19 protein-coding genes are annotated in these 18,208 nt (G+C 45.2%); 14 read left to right on the top strand and 5 right to left on the bottom strand.

What is annotated here, in order from left to right; genetic code table 11:
* Window positions 1-52 precede the first annotated feature (52 nt).
* Window positions 53-910 carry an ion transporter gene (locus BK026_RS17485; protein WP_071816979.1) on the bottom strand — a complete coding sequence of 286 codons (858 nt, stop codon included), beginning with the start codon at window positions 908-910 and terminating at the stop codon, window positions 53-55.
* A gap of 129 nt (window positions 911-1,039) precedes the next feature.
* Between BK026_RS17485 and BK026_RS19725 the strand changes: the two genes are divergently transcribed.
* Window positions 1,040-1,192 (top strand): hypothetical protein, encoded by a 153-nt coding sequence (locus BK026_RS19725; protein WP_177247927.1) that lies wholly within the window; start codon window positions 1,040-1,042, stop codon window positions 1,190-1,192.
* A gap of 108 nt (window positions 1,193-1,300) precedes the next feature.
* On the opposite strand, the gene tolC is transcribed toward BK026_RS19725, so the two are convergent.
* Window positions 1,301-2,698 carry an outer membrane channel protein TolC gene (tolC, locus tag BK026_RS17490; protein ID WP_071817752.1) on the bottom strand — a complete coding sequence of 466 codons (1,398 nt, stop codon included), beginning with the start codon at window positions 2,696-2,698 and terminating at the stop codon, window positions 1,301-1,303.
* A 296-nt stretch (window positions 2,699-2,994) separates the two neighbouring features.
* Between tolC and nudF the strand changes: the two genes are divergently transcribed.
* The 5 genes from nudF to parE all read left to right on the top strand — a co-directional run bounded on the left by nudF (window position 2,995) and on the right by parE (window position 7,527).
* On the top strand, window positions 2,995-3,621 hold the full coding sequence (nudF, locus tag BK026_RS17495; protein WP_071816980.1) for an ADP-ribose diphosphatase: 627 nt from the start codon (window positions 2,995-2,997) through the stop codon (window positions 3,619-3,621).
* Window positions 3,622-3,662: 41 nt separating this feature from the next.
* Complete coding sequence (locus BK026_RS17500) at window positions 3,663-4,058, top strand: DUF1249 domain-containing protein (RefSeq protein WP_177247945.1); 396 nt, start codon at window positions 3,663-3,665, stop codon at window positions 4,056-4,058.
* Window positions 4,055-4,858: a metallophosphoesterase gene (locus tag BK026_RS17505; protein WP_071816982.1), complete on the top strand. Its 804-nt coding sequence runs from the start codon at window positions 4,055-4,057 to the stop codon at window positions 4,856-4,858. Before BK026_RS17500 ends, BK026_RS17505 begins: the two co-directional genes overlap by 4 nt.
* 55 nt (window positions 4,859-4,913) lie before the next feature.
* Window positions 4,914-5,495, top strand: coding sequence for a YqiA/YcfP family alpha/beta fold hydrolase (locus BK026_RS17510; protein ID WP_071816983.1), 582 nt, complete (start codon window positions 4,914-4,916; stop codon window positions 5,493-5,495).
* A 136-nt stretch (window positions 5,496-5,631) separates the two neighbouring features.
* Complete coding sequence (parE, locus tag BK026_RS17515; RefSeq protein ID WP_071816984.1) at window positions 5,632-7,527, top strand: DNA topoisomerase IV subunit B; 1,896 nt, start codon at window positions 5,632-5,634, stop codon at window positions 7,525-7,527.
* A gap of 124 nt (window positions 7,528-7,651) precedes the next feature.
* On the opposite strand, the gene BK026_RS17520 is transcribed toward parE, so the two are convergent.
* A complete protein-coding gene (locus BK026_RS17520; RefSeq protein ID WP_071816985.1) occupies window positions 7,652-8,326 on the bottom strand; it encodes a hypothetical protein in 675 nt (224 codons plus the stop codon).
* Between the two features lie 108 nt (window positions 8,327-8,434).
* Between BK026_RS17520 and BK026_RS17525 the strand changes: the two genes are divergently transcribed.
* On the top strand, window positions 8,435-9,136 hold the full coding sequence (locus BK026_RS17525) for an HAD family phosphatase (protein ID WP_071816986.1): 702 nt from the start codon (window positions 8,435-8,437) through the stop codon (window positions 9,134-9,136).
* 179 nt (window positions 9,137-9,315) lie between these two features.
* Window positions 9,316-10,611, top strand: a complete 1,296-nt coding sequence (locus BK026_RS17530) for a hypothetical protein (RefSeq protein ID WP_071816987.1) — start codon at window positions 9,316-9,318, stop codon at window positions 10,609-10,611.
* A gap of 98 nt (window positions 10,612-10,709) precedes the next feature.
* Here BK026_RS17530 and BK026_RS17535 read toward each other — a convergent pair whose 3' ends face one another.
* A complete protein-coding gene (locus BK026_RS17535; protein WP_083575119.1) occupies window positions 10,710-11,042 on the bottom strand; it encodes a hypothetical protein in 333 nt (110 codons plus the stop codon).
* A 279-nt stretch (window positions 11,043-11,321) separates the two neighbouring features.
* Here BK026_RS17535 and BK026_RS17540 point away from each other — a divergent pair, with 279 nt between their 5' ends.
* Window positions 11,322-11,513 carry a hypothetical protein gene (locus BK026_RS17540; protein WP_071817754.1) on the top strand — a complete coding sequence of 64 codons (192 nt, stop codon included), beginning with the start codon at window positions 11,322-11,324 and terminating at the stop codon, window positions 11,511-11,513.
* Between the two features lies 1 nt (window position 11,514).
* On the opposite strand, the gene epmB is transcribed toward BK026_RS17540, so the two are convergent.
* Window positions 11,515-12,540, bottom strand: coding sequence for an EF-P beta-lysylation protein EpmB (gene epmB, locus BK026_RS17545; protein WP_071816988.1), 1,026 nt, complete (start codon window positions 12,538-12,540; stop codon window positions 11,515-11,517).
* 36 nt (window positions 12,541-12,576) lie between these two features.
* On the opposite strand from epmB, the gene efp reads away from it, so the two are divergent.
* The 5 genes from efp to BK026_RS17570 all read left to right on the top strand — a co-directional run bounded on the left by efp (window position 12,577) and on the right by BK026_RS17570 (window position 18,206).
* On the top strand, window positions 12,577-13,146 hold the full coding sequence (efp, locus tag BK026_RS17550; RefSeq protein ID WP_014975647.1) for an elongation factor P: 570 nt from the start codon (window positions 12,577-12,579) through the stop codon (window positions 13,144-13,146).
* Between the two features lie 56 nt (window positions 13,147-13,202).
* Complete coding sequence (gene epmA / locus BK026_RS17555) at window positions 13,203-14,192, top strand: elongation factor P--(R)-beta-lysine ligase (RefSeq protein WP_256253946.1); 990 nt, start codon at window positions 13,203-13,205, stop codon at window positions 14,190-14,192.
* 173 nt (window positions 14,193-14,365) lie between these two features.
* The gene (locus BK026_RS17560; protein ID WP_071816990.1) at window positions 14,366-16,879 is read left to right on the top strand and encodes a TonB-dependent receptor; all 2,514 of its coding nucleotides are present in this window, start codon (window positions 14,366-14,368) and stop codon (window positions 16,877-16,879) included.
* Between the two features lie 102 nt (window positions 16,880-16,981).
* Window positions 16,982-17,623 carry a gamma-glutamylcyclotransferase gene (locus tag BK026_RS17565; RefSeq protein WP_071816991.1) on the top strand — a complete coding sequence of 214 codons (642 nt, stop codon included), beginning with the start codon at window positions 16,982-16,984 and terminating at the stop codon, window positions 17,621-17,623.
* A 58-nt stretch (window positions 17,624-17,681) separates the two neighbouring features.
* On the top strand, window positions 17,682-18,206 hold the full coding sequence (locus tag BK026_RS17570; RefSeq protein ID WP_071816992.1) for a GNAT family N-acetyltransferase: 525 nt from the start codon (window positions 17,682-17,684) through the stop codon (window positions 18,204-18,206).
* Window positions 18,207-18,208 lie beyond the last annotated feature (2 nt).

Genomic DNA, 18,208 nt, shown 5'->3' on the forward strand with positions numbered 1-18,208 from the left:
TTGAACTTACTACAGTACGATTTTGTACTGTAGTAAGTTGGTATGCCGAGGTTTACTCATGCACGTTGTCACGGCCTTTCTCTAGTGCCCTTTCGTTTATTTGTGCTTTTAGCGCTCGTATTTCTGCCAGCACATCGTTTAGCGTTGGCTCAACATATCCTTGCGCTTTTTGTTCTGCCACAAGCGCGGCTTGTTTTTCTGCACGCGCTTTCTCGTTCTCACGCTCCATCACATTAACAACAATGCCGATAACCATGTTAAGAAATGCAAATGCGGTAAAGAAAATAAACGTAAGGTAGAAAATCCAACTTAAGGAATAAACTTCCTGCGTTTCGTACATTACATCGGTCCAGTCTTCAAAGGTCATTATTCTAAACAGCGTGAGCATAGATATTGTGATGTCGCCCCACAACACAGGATTAATGGTTTCAAAAAGTGTACTGCCAATTGCTGCGTAGATATAAAAAATAATGAACATCAATAACATAACGTAACCGAGTTGCGGCAACGCTTTCACAAGAGAAACTAACAAAATGCGTAATTCGGGAATGATTGAGATCATCCTTAACACCCTAAATACGCGCACCAAGCGGGCAATAAGCGCTAATTCTGTATCATCAGCCGGGATAAGACTTATAACAACAATTAACGTATCAAACCAATTCCAGAAGCTGTTGAAGAAATGACGCTTACGTTGTTCTGCGAGAAATCGAATAGTGATTTCAGTTAAAAAGAACGCACTGATGAACCAATCTAGGAATAAGGTAACGGATGATAGTCCTGCTGGAAGCTCATACGTTTTTGCGCCCACTAAAAGCGCAGATACGATAATGACGCTGACAACAAAGGTTTCAAACCATTTGTTGGCGCGAATTCTTTCAAATTTATTCTGAAGTTCAGAGGCTTGCATTTCTTTTTTCACTCAAGGGTTTAACGTTCGACAAAAAACTTGTCCACTGTTTAGTTGACGCTATACTAAAGTTGTAAGTAACCGCCTTTTCGGACGCGTTCTCAGTTAAAATCAAAAAGGGGCATTATCATGGATGACGAAATACAACTGTTGCAGAGCAAGCTGCAGTCAGTATCTGAGTGTTTAGCCAACTTCACATTCAATAAACAAAATGCAGAGTATTTGCTTAACGAGTATCAGCAGCTTCTCGCTATTCTTAATAAGTATTCGCCCACAAACTAACGACATCCATTTTACCGTAGAAAACAAAAAGGGCAGCATTAATTGCTACCCTTTGCATATCATTTTGCGAGCCGCCCAAAACTGCAAAGGTTCAGGCGCAAACATTCACTAGCTGTTGCCGTCTTTCTCAGCAGGCGTTAAGCCGCGATTGATCATTGCAACGTCTTCGCTTGTTAATGTACCAGCAGCTTGCTTGAGCGTAATAACTGATTGAATAAAGTCATAACGAGCACCCGCTAAGTTGCGCTGTGCATCGAAAAGATTACGCGTGCTGTCTAGAACATCTACAATTGTTCTCGTGCCGACATCAAAACCGGCTTCCGTCGCTTTTAATGCGCTGTCTGCAGAAACGACAGACTGCTCAAGTGCGCGAATAGTCGATATAGATGCTTTTACATTGTTAAACGAACTGCGAACGGACTGTACGGTTTGACGGTACGTCTGCTCGGCAGCTTGGCTTGCTGCAACGTAGTTATATTTTGCTCGTGAGGTCTGTGCGTTAACACTGCCACCCTGATAAATGGGTACGCTCAGTGTGATGCCAATCGACTGGTTATCTAAATAAGGTGTTTCATAACCAAAGGGCGTGGTAGAGCCGTCATCGTTAAGCACTTCAGCGTCTACGTCATCTTTCGACCTGCCGTAGCTACCCGATAGTGACAACGTTGGTAAATGGCCTGTACGTGCAATAGCAATATCTTCTTTTGCAACATCCATTGCTAAACGGTCGACAAGCAGCGACAAATTCTTATCTTGAGCCGTTTTAAGCCAGTTATCCACGGTTTCTGGCACCGGCATAGTGGCCGAGAAGTTTTCAGTGTTTAAACCAAATAACCGGTCGTGGTATTTACCTGTTATTACACGAAGTGCTTCTAGTGCGAATTCAAGCTGATTTTTCGCCTGTATTTCTTGAGCAACAGTGCTGTCATAATTTGCCTGAGCTTCGTGAACATCTGTAATGGCCGTCAGTCCAACTTCGAAACGCTGACGGGTTTGTTCAAGCTGTCGTTCAATAGCGCGTTTCTCGGCACCCACAAACTCAACATTGTCACGCGCACGAAGCACGTCGAAATAAGCGGTTACCGTGCGTACTATTACGTCTTGCATACTTGCAGCAAGTTGTGCATCACTTTGCTCTGCAACTTTCTCTGCTCTATTCAACCCTAACCAGTTAGCATGGTCATAAAGCGACATTGATAAAGACAGACCATAATTCAGCGTTGTCACTTCGGTATCGGTAGTGAATACCTGTAGCCCGTTGTCGCCAGCGGCTTGCTGAAAACGTTCAGATTCTGATTGGGTATAACCAACTGAGCCTGAAATTTGAGGCAGCAAACTCGCTCTACTTATGCTTATCCCCTCAAACGCAGCATCACGTTGCGCTTTCGCTTGGTTCACTAATGGGTCGTTAGCCAGTGCTTGTTGATAAACCATCATTAAGTCATCGGCCAGCGCACTAGTTGTCATCGAAACTCCGATAACCAGCGACAGAAGTGTTCGTTTCATGCTTACGTCTTCCTGTTGTGTACAAGTTGTGTCGTCGTAGTCTTGTTGAGACGACTTATTTAAATCAAGTGTATGAAAATTCAACCACAAACCGAAAGTCCAAACTCGTAACAGTATTCGTTTAACTGTAACAGAATATGTGATCTACCCACGCAATTATTATAGTAATAGACGACTTGTAATCTGAGTTTTCCGTTTTATTTTTACATCCTTCGTAGCATTTTTCACGCGTATACACGATAGGTGTGTAAATGTACTATGTATGATAAATCTATTTGAACCATAAGTGTCAGCAAATGAGCAAGGAATTCCTTTCATTTACCTCAAATGACGTCGAAATCTCCGACATCAAGCCAGTTTATCGTGGTTTCTTTACCATGAATCAGTATAAGTTTAAGCACAAGTGTTTTAATGGAGAATGGAGCGATACCGTAACGCGAGAAATTTTCGAGCGCGGTCACGCGGTGGGGGTCTTACCCTACGATCCCATTCTTCAGGAGTTTGTGCTTATTGAGCAAGTAAGAATTGGGGCGTTAGCCACATCTTCAAGCCCTTGGCTAATAGAAATTATTGCCGGCATGATTGATAAAGGTGAAACGCCTGAAGCCGTGTGCCACAGAGAATCAATGGAAGAAGCGGGGATCGAATTACAGAACTTGACCAAGGCGCTAAGCTATTTATCAAGTCCGGGCGGTACCACAGAAAGATTACATATTTTTATAGCGCAAACTAATGCAAGCAAAGCCCAGGGCATACATGGCTTAGAAAGCGAGTCTGAAGATATTAAAGTACACAGGGTAAAAGAAAATACCGCCCTTGAATGGCTTGAAAATGGCCATATAGACAACGCCGCGGCGGTAATTGCGCTACAATGGTTCTTTATGCACAAAACACAACTTATGGAGCAATGGCAGGCATCGTGACTCAACGTAACCAACGAAAATACGTACCCCATCTTCCGTCAATGCAAGCGCTTTGCGAGCTTAACTATTCTTATGTACTGAGAATACTACCTGACTGCGATACGGAGGATTTACGTTATGCATTTTCTATCGGTAAGGGATTGTCATACGAAATTCAGATAGTCGAGTCTGCGCGCTACACCAGTACAATTAACATTAAACAGACGACAAAAGATTTACCCACCTACTTAACTCCAACAATGACGGTGCGCCTTTATCACGATGCCAGAATGGCTGAGGTTATCAATAGTCAAAACACAGGAGCGCTTGAACCGTCATACGAGTATCCGAATTTGAAAATGCGCCAGCGTAACGAAAAGCACATGGTGAATATCTTTTTAGCTGAATGGCTAAACTTCTGTTTGCAACATTCCTCAAACGTTACTTCTGAAGCGTGATAACACTCATTCAGCTAAGTGATTGCCACTTATTAAAAGACAAAGATAAGACGGGATATGCGGGCATCGCGCCTTATTGCTCATTAGCACGCGTGCTTTCAGATATCCAAAATTACGTTGTTCAAGACGTTGCCAATGAGCCCCAGCAGAGAGCAAAGCACCAAGTAGTCGTGCTGGTTACTGGGGATATTAGTGGCGATAATTCCCCTGAGAGCTATCAGTATTTTGTTGCATTGATGGAGCAATATATTACGCCAACAAATATAGAATGGTTTGTGCTGGCGGGAAACCATGACAACAACCCGTACTTCGAAACGTACGTTGGCAGTCGGCACTTACTATGCAATGACTCGTTAATCTTATGCAATTGGCAAATACACGGCATGGATACCCGCGCTACAAGTAATATGCATACGGCAGCGGGGGAAGTAAAAGAAAGCGATATACAGGCGCTAGAGCAATCGTTAACTACGTCACCGCAGACAAATCATCTTGTTGCGCTTCATCATCACATATTGCCGTCAAACAGTTGGATGGATAAGCACTTTCTCACTAATGCTGAGCGTCTTGTATCGTTAGCAGATGATCACCCACAGCTAAGAGCGTTTGTGCATGGTCATGTGCATTCGCCATTGCGACAGTATGTAGGAAAGCATCAAACCCCATCCTATGGAACTCCCTCCACCTGCTGGCAATGGGAAATGCAACATGAATTTGGGGTGAGTTCAGACGCACCGGGCTATCAAGTTTTCAAATTGAACGACGACGGCTCGATGGACGTAAGGGTTATTCGGGTTTAAGTTAATACCTGTTTGTACTCAAATCAAAAAATCACAACCAAGAAAAAAGACCAATATGCAGCATATTTTATACCTTCACGGCTTTCTCAGTTCGCCAAAATCGATAAAGGCGCAGGCCACAAAAGCGTATTTTGAGCAGCACCACTCAAACGTCACCTTACATATTCCAGAGTTGTCTAACTTCCCCAGTAAAGTGGAAGCGCAGCTAATTACACTTATTGAGACTACCCCAGCACTGCGTGAAAATGGGCTGAAACTTATTGGTAGCTCAATGGGAGGGTATCTCTCTACGTATTTGCTTGAAAAGTTTGGTGGCAAAGCTGTGTTAATTAACCCTGCGGTGCGACCCTACGAGCTTTTGCAGGGCTTTATCGGTGCTCATGAAAACCCTTACAGCAAAGAAAAGTTTGAAATAGTAGAAAGTGATATGGGGGTAATCCAAGCATTAGAAGCTTCCTCAATTAAAACGCCAGGCAATTACAAAGTGCTGCTTCAGACCGAGGATGAAACACTGGATTACCGCTTGGCTGCAGAGAAATACGCACAAAGTCATTTGGTTATTGAAGAAGGCGGCGATCACAGCTTTGTAGGTTACGAAAATCACTTGCCTGCTATTGCCGAGTTTTTGCTTAAATAAGCGCATTGCCAGTCTGTACTCGCCCTGCTAACATCAAACGTATGTTGTGTGGCGCTATGCTTACTGAAGTTACTATAGCTATCCTTAGTGCCACGTACCTCTTTCTTTGTCGCTGGCTTAAATAACAACCATAACTATGTCAAATCAATACAATTCAGATGCTATCGAGGTTTTAAACGGCCTTGACCCCGTAAAACGCCGCCCTGGTATGTACACCGACACCACCCGCCCAAATCACTTGGGGCAGGAAGTCATCGATAACAGTGTGGATGAAGCGCTTGCCGGGCACGCCTCTAACATCAAAGTAATTTTGCATGAAGACCAATCGTTAGAAGTTATCGACGATGGTCGTGGTATGCCGGTAGATATTCACCCTGAAGAGGGAATATCGGGCGTTGAGCTTATTCTCTGTAAACTTCACGCGGGTGGTAAGTTTTCAAATAAAAACTATGCCTTCTCTGGTGGTCTTCACGGAGTGGGGATCTCGGTAGTTAACGCGCTTTCAACGCGCGTGGAAGTAACGATTCGACGAGACAGTAACGTATATCAAATTGCCTTTGAAAACGGCGACAAAGTTGAAGACCTACACGTTATTGATACCTGCGGAAAGCGCAATACAGGAACTCGCGTTCATTTCTGGCCTGACCCGCAATACTTCGACTCGGCAAAATTCTCCGCCAGCCGACTTGTACACAACTTGCGTGCAAAAGCGGTGTTAAGCCCAGGCCTGCGCATTCGCTTCGACAATAAGATCACCAAAGAAAGCCAAGAGTGGTATTACGAAGACGGGCTTAAAGACTACCTCTATCAAGCGGTAGAGGAGTTTGAAACCTTACCATCTGATGCGCCATTTGTAGGTACATTCAGCGGCAACACAGAAGCCGCCGATTGGGCCGTAATGTGGTTGCCTGAAGGTGGTGATTTGGTAACGGAAAGCTACGTTAACCTTATTCCTACAGCGCAAGGCGGAACACACGTTAACGGGCTGCGCCAAGGCTTACTAGAGTCAATGCGCGAATTCTGCGAATTTAGAAACTTAATGCCCCGTGGCGTTAAGTTATCGCCTGATGACATTTGGGACCGCTGTGCCTATATCCTGTCGACTAAGATGCAGGACCCGCAGTTTGCCGGGCAGACTAAAGAACGCCTGTCTTCACGTCAGGCCAGTGCGTTTGTATCAGGCGTGGTGAAAGACGCATTCAGCCTTTGGCTAAACCAGCATACGGAAATTGCCGAAGCCCTTGCTGAAATGTGTATCAACAATGCACAGCGCCGCCTTCGTCAAACCAAAAAGGTTGCCCGTAAAAAGGTTACCCAAGGGCCTGCACTACCCGGTAAACTGACCGACTGCTCATCACAAGATATTTCTTACTCTGAACTGTTTTTAGTAGAGGGTGACTCGGCGGGTGGCTCGGCCAAGCAAGCGCGAGACCGAGAATTTCAGGCCATTATGCCGCTGCGCGGTAAAATCTTAAATAGCTGGGAAGTCGACTCTTCTCAGGTATTGGCATCACAGGAAATTCACGATATTTCAGTTGCGCTAGGTATCGACCCAGATTCGGCGGACCTGTCTGGTTTGCGCTACGGTAAAATATGTATTCTTGCCGATGCTGACTCCGATGGGCTACACATTGCAACGTTACTATGTGCGCTCTTTGTGCGTCATTTCCGAACCTTGGTAGAACAAGGTCATGTGTATGTCGCTATGCCGCCGCTATTTAGAATAGATGTAGGCAAAGAGGTGTATTACGCGCTAGATGAAGGCGAGAAACAGGGCATTCTTGACCGAATTGAAGCGGAAAAGAAACGTGGCAAAGTTAACGTGCAGCGCTTCAAAGGCTTGGGGGAAATGAACCCGCTACAGCTTCGCGAAACCACCATGGACCCGAACACCCGTCGCCTTGTTCAGCTAACCATTGAAGACGCAGAAGAAATGATGGAGTTGATGGACATGTTGCTTGCTAAAAAGCGTTCTGGCGATCGCAAAACATGGCTTGAAAGCAAAGGTAATATGGCTGAAGTGGCGTTGTAGATTGCAGAAGCGCGTCACTATTGTGCTTATTTGTAGAAGCGTGTATTGATAACGCTGCTCAAACAAGTGACCGCTAGGCAAGCAACCTTATCGCTACACGAAACAAAGTAGAAACGCCGAGAAACTATCCTGATACGGAAAGTTCTCGGCGTTTTAGTTTGTGCATCTGCAATAAAATACTGCCACGCATAATTACGCTAGTGCCATTTAAGATAAGCAGCGGCCAGCTTTGGCTTAAGGGCATTGTTAGGCCAAACAATAGAGTGCTAACGTCTTTTATCAATATATTGCGAAACAGCGCAAATGACAGCGAGCCCACTTTTCGTCTGCGCTGCAGTACAAACCACTGGTGCAGTGAACCTTGAAACAAGATAACGGTTACAACCAGCATTAAGGTGTTTGCGCCAAGTTGTGCAAGCGCTGGGAAAGGGCGAAAAGCAATGGAAAGAGTACCACCAATGAGAGCTAGCAAGGCGACTGCGGCAACGTAACCTGAAATTGTAGTACGCCTGTGCTGCCAAATTTTCCAAATGATAATGAGCGTAAGAATGAGCGCCCCAAAACGGGTCCACACCAAATAATGGTTGAAAGGCTCTACCGAAATGCCAAATAGAAAAATAGAGAAAAAGGCAAAATAGCTAGAGCCAAACTGGTTAAGTGACAAACTATAGTTAGCATCGTCACTCTCGCTAGAAACAGGCACTTGAAAGCGCGTCATGGCCTTAATTTGTGACCATAATCCTAACCATGTCAGTAAAAACAGCGCGGCACTGGCAAAGCCTAAAATGTGGTAAAGCACCCAATTTGCTCCACGTTGAAATTGTCCTAATTCGTGAGTGTCCCAGTGTACCACAGCACTGGCACTGTTCTGGCATGTTCTGGTATTGAACTAGCAAGGAGGTTTATTTTGACATTTAACTCAGTATCTTCATCAACCCGCCAGATAGCGGTAAGTGATAAAACCACAACGCTATTATTTGATCACGACGGTACCCTTATTGACTCAGAATCCGTACATTTTGACCTGTGGAAAGACATTTTGTTGGCGTACGATATTGAACTAAGCGAAGGGTTTTATTGTGAAGTGATGGCGGGTATTCCCGTAAAGCAAAATGCTGTGGATCTTGTCGAACATTTTAATATTGATGTAGCGCCGCAGGTGCTAGCAGAGCAAAAACACAAAAGTATTAGCGACTACTTAGATAAACAAGCGTTTCCCTTAATGCCGTTTGCTAAAGAAACCATTGAACATTGTGCACACAAAGGCTACACCATTGGCATTGTGACTGGGGGAAGTAAAAAATCGGTAGAAAAAACCTTGTCTCACTATGGTTTAGGTAATTTTATTTCCTGTGTGGTTGCCGTTGAAGACGTTGAGCACAGTAAGCCTGCGCCTGACTGTTACACTCTTGCGATGGACAAGCTAGAAAAAATACCGGGTGAATGTGTGGCAATTGAAGACACGCAAACCGGCATGACAGCGGCACTTGCTGCAAACATAGCCTGCGTAGTGATACCCACAGATTTGTCGAAGTATCATGACTTGTCTGGCGCCACAGCGCGTTACACAAGTCTGAAAGATTGGGTAGGCAGTGAATTCTCTGTTTAGCTTTTTCGGTGGTGATCAATTACCGACTTGTTGTGCCACTTGTCGCTGGTGGCGCGAAAATAGATAACGTAGTATAACCAGCACTTTAGGGCATAGTGTTGTTTGCCGCACAACGAAGAACACTGAAGGCGCTAACCTATTTTTTTATTAATTGTTATGACAGGTAAAGCTGATTTCTCATGATTTTGCGTAGCGTTAAATGGCTTTTGATTATTATCGCCATTATGGTTGTTTTGCTTGTTGTCGGCGTAGCTAGTGTGACTATTTTAGCTGTACAAAAACAGCCTTTAGTCGCATCGACAGCGCCCACGCAACTAGATGGTGCCGACAGTGTTAACCAGTTGCTTGGGCAGCTGCAGCAAGCCTTTTCTCGGCGAGAAGAAAGTCACGAGGTAACGCTTAGTGAAACGCAAGTGGAAAGCCTTGTGGGCGTGTTGCAGCGAGCATTGCCTGACTTTAAAGGCGTAGTGAGTATCTCGCCATTAGCTGGCACCATCCACATTACCTATGCCATTAAAAACACGGGATATTACGTTAACGCGTCAGCGTTAGTTTTACCTGGTAATAGCCTTCGCATAGAACAAGTTCAAGTTGGCGACTTAACCATTCCCGGGCGTTTTTTACTCGGCTTGCTAGAGCGCACGGTGAATTCTTACACGCAATCAGAAATAGCGACTATTGCACTATCGCGGGTTGAACGTGTGACGATGCAAAGCGGCGAGCTTACTCTTGATATTGGGCGCTTAGATGCACTGCTAAGTGAACTGAATGTCGTTACGTCTAATATGTCTGTAAATAAAGAAACGGCACTGCAACGTTTGTCAGCGTATTATCTTCGCTATCTTTCTGGAAGAGAAATAGCGTTATCAGATGAGCCGGTTTCTCTCATAGAATATTTACGAGAAGGGATGGCGCGAGCTCGTGAACAAAGCCAGACGCCCCAGGATGCCGTTCTGCATAACAAAGCGGTAATTTTTGCATTGGCTGTGTATGTGGGCCATCATCGTGTGGGTACCTTAATCGGCGATATTCAACCGAACTCCGACAGAGCCCTTAAGCCACGTAGAGGCGCTGTGCTTCATCATCGCAATGATTTAGCCCGCCATTTTATTATTTCAGCCGCATTAGAGCTGATGGCCGAGCAAGGTATGTCGTTGGCAATTGGTGAATTTAAAGAGCTTATGGACCGAGGTAATGGTGGCTCTGGCTATAGTTTTGTGGATTTAGCGGCAGACATGTCGGGGACTGAGTTTGCGAAAGTTGCCACCAATCCAAGTACGGCGCTAGATGTGCAAAACACGATAGCCCGTATTCAAAGTGAACTTGAAATTATCCCATCTATAGACGGGCTGCCTGAGGGTTTAAGTAAGCAAGCGTTTACTAACCAATACCAGAAGGTTGACAGCGAGGATTACTTGAAAGAGGTACAGGAAATTAAGCGTAGAATTGGTGCTTTGCCGCTTTATCAAAAATAATCAGTAAGGCGTTGAAGAGTGCGCTGTAAGAAAGCAGAAAATACAATAAAGTCCGCGAATAAAGCGGACTTTCCTTTTCATATCTCTATCTGCGCGTACTAGCTCTTTGACAGTGACTGCTGAAATTGAGCAATGGTGACCAGCGCCAACTCTATTTTCTTTACCAATGGCGCTAGCGCTTTTTTGGCCGCATTGTCATCGAGTTCTTTTAGCGATTGCCAGTCACTTGCAATCTCTTGAACATATGGACCAAAGCGCTTTGCTGATGTGCTAAACCCACTGTCATCTGCGAAAACGGCTGCAAACTTCCCTTTTTGATCGCGCTGTAAACTATCTAGTATTTGGTCGGCATCAACAGCTTTGCGGTGCAGCGTTTGAAGTGTTTCTTGAAGTTGTTGATGGACAGCTTGCATCTCTTGGCTCTGTTGCATGGTCACGCCTTTTGTTTCTAATGTAATCCGGTGCACGTGTTAGCCGCACACTTAATGTTCATATATATTGCGCAGCTATCATTTATGCTACGCCGAATGTATCACGGTAAATAATGATTAAAGTTTCGCCTTTCAAGGCCGATAACCTGAAGTCAGTTGTAAATTACGAAGTCTGCGGGCAATTAAGCCGCTTGCTTTTTATGTAATGGACAACACGCCGTAAGGGTGGGCAATTCTGCCCATTTTTTTACTTTGCTACAAGCAACAAAGGAAAATGGTATGGATCTACAAGGTGCTAGTGCCTCTGGAACGTCCGGTGCGTCACTTGAGTTGGCCTCTCTTAAGTTGGCAAAAAGCCAGCAAGAGCAAGAGGGAAAAGCGTCGCTTCAGCTGCTGGAATCAGCCGCTGACGTACCAAAAGCGTCATCTTCAAACCCCGCGTTAGGCGCCAACATTGATACCTACGCGTAAGTTACGGATGCAAATGTAAGTCGATAGGCGTTTTGCCGGGTTGACCGCCAATTTCTCTCACCAGTTTTGGCACCAAGAAGCCCGGCAGGCGCTTTATCGCTTCTTCCATAATTGTGCGCCCTTCATAATCACTCACATAAAAATGACTCGCACCCTGCACTTTATCTAGCACGTGTAAGTAATAGGGCAGAACACCAGCCTCAAACAAGGCTTCACTTAAATCACTAATTGCATCACCGGAATCGTTCACACCTTTTAGCAATACCGACTGATTAAGTAGGGTTACACCTCTTTCTCGTAATGTGTTTAATCGAGATTTTAGTGTTTCTGACATCTCGTTCGCGTGGTTTGCATGCAGCACCAACACTTTTTGAAGCGGCAATGCGGTAAACCACTCAACAAAGTCATGGCTAATTCTCTCTGGCAGTACTACCGGCAAGCGACTATGAATACGTAGGCGCTTTATATGGGAGATAGCGGCAATTTCACTGGCTAACCACGACAAATGATCATCTTTTGCCATCAGTGGGTCGCCACCTGAAAAAATTACCTCATTGATTTTGCGATTATTTTGAAGGTAGTCGAGCACATCAAGCCATTGATGCTTACTTACTGCATTGTCGGCGTAGGGGAAATGGCGGCGAAAACAGTAACGGCAGTTTACCGCGCAACCGGTGCGAACCATCAATAACACGCGAGAATCGTATTTATGCAATATGCCTTTGCCTGCGGTGTCGTGCTCGTCGAGTGGATCTTCGCTATAACCTGGTGATGTTAGAAACTCGTCGCTTAACGGCATAACTTGCAAAAAAAGAGGATCGTTAGGGTTGCCCTTTTCCATTAAGTCCACAAAATGTCGTGGCACACGCATAGGAAAAAGTCGACGTGCTTTAATGTGTTGAGCGTATTTTTCTTGGTCTAAACCTAAGTGTTGTAACAGCTTTGCAGGATCAGTAAAGCTACTTGCCAATTCTTTTTGCCAGTTATGCTCTACAGAAATCGGTTTTTTAGGTATTATTTGTTCCACGAAACTTTTTGTACCTTATGTTTAGACAGAGGAATTATGGCTAATTACAGCACTAACGAGTTCAAAGGCGGCCTGAAAATCATGCTGGACGGCGAACCTTGCAACATTCTAGAAAACGAATACGTAAAGCCGGGTAAGGGCCAAGCGTTTAATCGCGTAAAAATCCGCAAGCTTATTTCAGGTAAAGTTTTAGAAAAAACTTTCCGCTCAGGTGAATCAGTAGAAGGCGCAGACGTAATGGATACGGAACTTGCCTACTTATACACCGACGGCGAATTCTACCACTTTATGAACAACGATACATTCGAACAAATCGCTGCAGACGAAAAAGCAGTGGGCGAGAATAAAAAGTGGTTGGTAGAAAACGACGTTTGTACTATTACATTGTGGAACGGTTCACCTATCACAGTAACGCCACCAAACTTTGTTGAGCTAGAAATCACGGAAACTGATCCTGGCCTTAAAGGTGATACAGCGGGTACTGGCGGTAAGCCAGCAACGCTTAGCACTGGTGCAGTTGTCCGCGTTCCTCTATTCGTTCAAACAGGCGAAGTTATCCGTGTAGATACGCGCTCTGGCGAATACGTGTCTCGCGCACAAAAATAATATCTGAGTTTACGTGTAAAGCCGGTGCCTTTGTGTGCCGGCTTTTTGTTTTAGCTATTCTTCTTAGGTTTGAATACATGCAATCTTGGCAGCCTACTACCACTTATGAAGCCCGTGTTGCGCGAGCAGAATTACTCAGAACAATCCGTGAGTTTTTTTACGCAAGAAACGTGTTAGAGGTTGATACGCCTTTACTTTCAAACGGCACGGTCACCGATGAGCATTTAGATGCGTTTGACACGCAATTCAACTTTGCCTCATCCGGTAAGCCTACGACGCTGTATCTTCAAACTTCCCCTGAATATGCCATGAAGCGTTTATTATGTGCTGACAGCGGGAGTATTTATCAAGTATGTAAAGCGTTTCGCCACGAAGGAGAAGGGCGTTGGCATAACCCAGAGTTCACTATGCTAGAGTGGTATCGCCTAGGCTTTGATCACTTCGCGTTAATGGACGAGGTTGACGCCTTACTGCAAGAAACGTTAAACACTGCCTCTGCCGATAAAATGACGTATCAGCAAGCCTTTCAAACCTATTTGAATATTGATCCGCTAAATGCTGATGACAATGTTTTACTAAAGGCAATGAAAGAGCAAGGCGTAGATATTGATGCGCCGCAACATCTAAGCCATGACAGCAAATTACAGTTGCTGTTCAGTTATGCTATTGAGCCTCAAATTGGTAACGAAAAACCGTGTTTCATTTACAACTTTCCCGCGTCTCAAGCGGCGCTTGCCAAGCTAAGCTCCTCTGATGAACGGGTTGCTGAACGCTTTGAGGTGTATTACCAAGGCGCTGAACTTGCTAACGGGTTTCATGAGTTAAGTGCAGCAAAAGAGCAGCGTGAGCGTTTTGAAACGGACAACGAAAAACGCAAAGAAACGGGGTTACCCCAAAAGCCCATTGATGAAAACTTTCTAAGTGCACTTAACGCAGGCTTACCAGCGTGTGCGGGCGTGGCGCTGGGCATCGACCGATTACTTATGCTTAAAACCAATGCATCGCACATACAAGAGGTGATCAACTTCACGGTAAGCAGAGCTTAGAGACGTTTAATGGGGCAGAAAAGCGAAGGCTTTGCACCTAAATAGTTACAAAACATTAAATTAGCGTAGATAAGGCGTAACTTACATTGGCCTGCGGTTGACATGAGCACGGCAATGCTGAAAAATGTTATAACATCACTAGATAATGTTATAACATCCTCAGAGGAATACCCATGAAAATGCGTTCGCTGCTAAGTTTGTCCATAGCAGGGCTGTTAAGTGCGCCTGTGTATGCCACCACAGTAACGGGAAAAGTCACCGACACGGCAGGGCAACCTGTCGCAGGGGCTGAAGTAAAAATTGAAGGCAGCCGCCGCGTGGCTTACACCGATGTAAACGGTGTGTACCGCTTCGACGATGTAAAGCAGCCACATATTCATTTACATGTTTATTCTTCTAACTACATTCATGGCGATAACGACTTAGGCGACGTTAATACCGACCAAAAAGTCGACTTTGTCTTAAAGCCAGCATCCGTTGAAAATATTGTGGTTACCGCCAACGCGCTTCAATCATCGGTACTCGAATCGGTTACGCCAGTGACGGTTATCGGAGCTGACAAGCTACGCAAAATTGAAGCACCAACCTTAGGTGAAACTCTCAAAAATGCGCCCGGTGTACACAGTACCTATTTTGGCCCAGTTTCAAGTAGCCCAATTATTCGTGGTAACGATGGTCCGCGTGTCAAGATTGTTCAAAACGGTTTAGATGTTTCTGACGTATCTCGCGTTGGTCCAGATCATAACGTAGCGGCTACCCTTTCAAGCGCAACCCAAGTTGAAGTGTTGCGCGGCCCAGCAACGCTTCAATACGGCAGTGGCGCTATTGGTGGTGTGGTGAACGTGGTTGACAAACGTATTCCTCAGTATCAGATAGACGGCGTAGAAGGTGAAGCTGAAACTAGCTACAGCACGGTGAATAATGGTTCTTATACCCGTGCTGATGTAACGGGTGGTAGCGGTAATATCGTATGGCATGTAGATGGCTTTTATCGCGACACAGACAACGCGGATATTCCGGGCTTTGCGTCTATCGAACCCGATGACGATGAGCCTAACGGTGAATTAGAAAGCAGCGCGATGGAAACTCGCAATATTGTTGCAGGTCTTTCTTACGTGGCAGAAGAAGGCTACTTCGGTTTTGCTGTAGAGCAGCTTGACAACGAATATGGCGTACCTGGTCATAGTCATGCTCATGGTGAAGAAGAGCACCATGAAGATCACGACGAAGAGCATGAGGGTGAAGAGCACGATCATGAAGAGCATGGTCATGACGAGCACGGTGAAGAAGGTGTGTTACTTGATGTGGATATGACTCGCTATCAAGCAGCAGGTGAATGGCACTCTCCAGTACGTGGGCTGACAAACCTCAAGTTTGCAGCAGCCTACACCGATTACAAACATGCTGAAATTGAAGACGGCGAGCCAGGTACGGTTTTTACTAATGAATCGAGCGATATCCGTCTATCTGCTTATCATGAAGAAGTGAATGGCTGGCATGGCGTATTCGGCCTACAGTTTAATCATAGTGATTATAACGCTGTGGGTGAGGAAGCCTTTACTCCGGCTAATACTACATCAAGCTACGCACTTTATATTGTAGAGCAAAAAAATGTAGGCGATGTGACGTTTGAGCTTGGCGGCCGACTTGAGCGTACCACCTTGGACGCTGACGCCAGCGAAGTGGAACTTGAGGTTTTACATGAAGAGCATGAAGGCGAGGAACACGAAGGCGAAGAGCACGACGAGGAGCATGAAGGTGAAGAACATGAAGAGCATGCTGTTGCTTTCAACTTCCCTGACTACGATTTTACCAGCTTATCGCTTTCAGCGGGCGCTAACTGGGAATACCAGGAAGGTCATTCAATTGCTGTGACCTTATCACGCAGCGAACGCGCGCCTAGCCAGCAAGAACTTTTCTCTGCAGGCCAGCATTTAGCAACGCAAAGCTACGAGGTGGGTTTAGTATTTGATATGGATGAAGAAGGCCATATTGAAGAAACGCTTAAAGGCGTAAAAGAAGAAGTCAGTACCAATCTTGACATTACGTTTCGTAAATATACCGGCAGTTGGGGCTACAGCGCGTCTTTCTTCTACAATCAAGCTGACGACTATATCTTCCAAACAAGCACTGGCTTAATTGCGCTTGGTGAGCACGAAGAACATGATGAGCACGAAGAAGAAGGATTAGAGAGCGAGCATGAAGAGCATGGACATGATGAGCACGGCGATGAAGAAGGTTTGCCAATCTATTATTTCCAGCAGGCTGACGCCGACATCTGGGGCTTCGAAGCGGAGACTTACGTTGATTTAACAGACACGCTGCGCTTAACTGTATTTGGTGACTATATTCGTGCAGAGATAGAAGATGACAATCTTCCGCGCACACCGCCAATGCGTTTTGGTAGTGAACTAAGCTACGTGAACGATGGTTTGAGCGCTGACGTGGGCTTTACGTGGTACGACGACCAGGAGGACGTTGCATCATTTGAGACTACAACAGATGGCTATACGCTAGTTAACGCGAGCGTACAATATGAGTTTGGCACACAGGGCATTGAATGGGTAGTGTTTGCTCGTGGTGAAAACCTAACTGACGAAGAAGCCCGTGTTCATACATCTTTCTTAAAAGACCAAGCACCGCTTCCAGGTAGAAACTTTACTATGGGTGTGAGAGCGTTGTTTTAAGCACAAGCTAGAAACATAGCGCGGTTTTAGAAGGCGGTGTAGCAACACCGCCTTTTTTGTTAGTACGAAAATTACCGATGACGCAGCCAAAAAAGGTATTGAATGAGTGATGTTGTAAAGTGGTTAAACAATCTCAATCACAAGCACATGGTATTGGGGTATGGAAGCTTGTTAAGTAAAGACAGCCGAGAACGTTTTTCAAACATTTATACACAATCTATTCCCGTAAATGTGAAGGGGTTTGAACGGGGCTGGATAACCCGTAGTGAGCAAGAGCAACAGACGTACGTGGGGGCTATTCGAAACCGAGATAAACAATTAAACGCACACTTGATCCCCACCGATATCAATCCCGGCTTACAAGAGCGAGAAAAAGATTATCGATTTATACAGGTGGCTCTACACGATATTCATCTTAACCGTTCAACTTCCCTCGCAAGAGAAGAGCAAGTTGCAATTGAAAATGCGCTCGCACCTTTTACGTTTTGGATGTGTGAAACATTGGCTGTTCAACCTGCTTCACACCGTTATCCGGTGCACCAAACGTATATCGACACATGTATTTCAGGGTGCTTGGAACAGGGAGGGGAAGTTGAAGCACAAGCATTTATTGCTCAAACATCGTTCTGGCGACACAATAGAGTGAATGATCGACGTTCACCGAAGTATCCGAGAGCGGCCGTAGTCGATATAGCCAACCAACAAAAAATAGACGAATTGCTGGTAGGCACTGAGTCGATGTAACTACTGCTACAAGACGCAATGATAACGTTGAGAACACTGCCCCTAAGAGGTAACGCCTGTGGCCGAACGGATCGCACATTTAAAAAGTGAAAGACTCTTTCTAAGACCGCTTACCTTTGCTGACAAACACTGGGTCTTAGCGCTTCAGAAAGAGGAAATGTGGTTAAAATTTATTGGCAGCCGAAATGTTAATTCACTCGATGACGCGTGCGATTATATAGCAAGAACTAACGCGCAAAGAGAAGAGTGGGGATACGGTTTGCTTGCTGTTGAGGATAAGCATAACAACATACCGCTCGGTGTTTGCGGTCTGTTTAACCGCTTTGCTTTTGAATGTCCCGATTTGGGTTTTGCTATGCTGCCTCAGGCAAGGGGACAGGGGCTCTGCTATGAAGCGTGCAATGCAGTAATAGGCTGGGCACGCGAAAATGGGTATGCGTTTCTCACTGCAATGACACATCCTAAGAATAAAAAATCTCAGCAATTGTTACTGCGTTTAGGGTTTGAGGACCACGGGTTTTACTTTGATAAAAGCTTTGAACAACAGCGCCTATTTTGGTTGACGCTACACCGACCACGCTGAAT

This window comes from Alteromonas sp. V450, assembly GCF_001885075.1.
Taxonomy (GTDB): domain Bacteria; phylum Pseudomonadota; class Gammaproteobacteria; order Enterobacterales; family Alteromonadaceae; genus Alteromonas.

Bases quoted from the DNA above. Each gene is read 5' to 3' on its own strand.
- BK026_RS19725 (WP_177247927.1), top strand. From the start codon at position 1,040: ATGGATGACGAAATACAACTGTTGCAGAGCAAGCTGCAGTCAGTATCT.
- BK026_RS17530 (WP_071816987.1), top strand. From the start codon at position 9,316: ATGATTTTGCGTAGCGTTAAATGGCTTTTGATTATTATCGCCATTATG.
- BK026_RS17535 (WP_083575119.1), bottom strand. From the start codon at position 11,042: ATGCAACAGAGCCAAGAGATGCAAGCTGTCCATCAACAACTTCAAGAA.
- parE (WP_071816984.1), top strand. From the start codon at position 5,632: ATGTCAAATCAATACAATTCAGATGCTATCGAGGTTTTAAACGGCCTT.
- BK026_RS17500 (WP_177247945.1), top strand. From the start codon at position 3,663: ATGCAAGCGCTTTGCGAGCTTAACTATTCTTATGTACTGAGAATACTA.
- nudF (WP_071816980.1), top strand. From the start codon at position 2,995: ATGAGCAAGGAATTCCTTTCATTTACCTCAAATGACGTCGAAATCTCC.
- efp (WP_014975647.1), top strand. From the start codon at position 12,577: ATGGCTAATTACAGCACTAACGAGTTCAAAGGCGGCCTGAAAATCATG.
- BK026_RS17540 (WP_071817754.1), top strand. From the start codon at position 11,322: ATGGATCTACAAGGTGCTAGTGCCTCTGGAACGTCCGGTGCGTCACTT.
- BK026_RS17485 (WP_071816979.1), bottom strand. From the start codon at position 910: ATGCAAGCCTCTGAACTTCAGAATAAATTTGAAAGAATTCGCGCCAAC.
- BK026_RS17560 (WP_071816990.1), top strand. From the start codon at position 14,366: ATGAAAATGCGTTCGCTGCTAAGTTTGTCCATAGCAGGGCTGTTAAGT.
- BK026_RS17565 (WP_071816991.1), top strand. From the start codon at position 16,982: ATGAGTGATGTTGTAAAGTGGTTAAACAATCTCAATCACAAGCACATG.
- BK026_RS17510 (WP_071816983.1), top strand. From the start codon at position 4,914: ATGCAGCATATTTTATACCTTCACGGCTTTCTCAGTTCGCCAAAATCG.
- tolC (WP_071817752.1), bottom strand. From the start codon at position 2,698: ATGAAACGAACACTTCTGTCGCTGGTTATCGGAGTTTCGATGACAACT.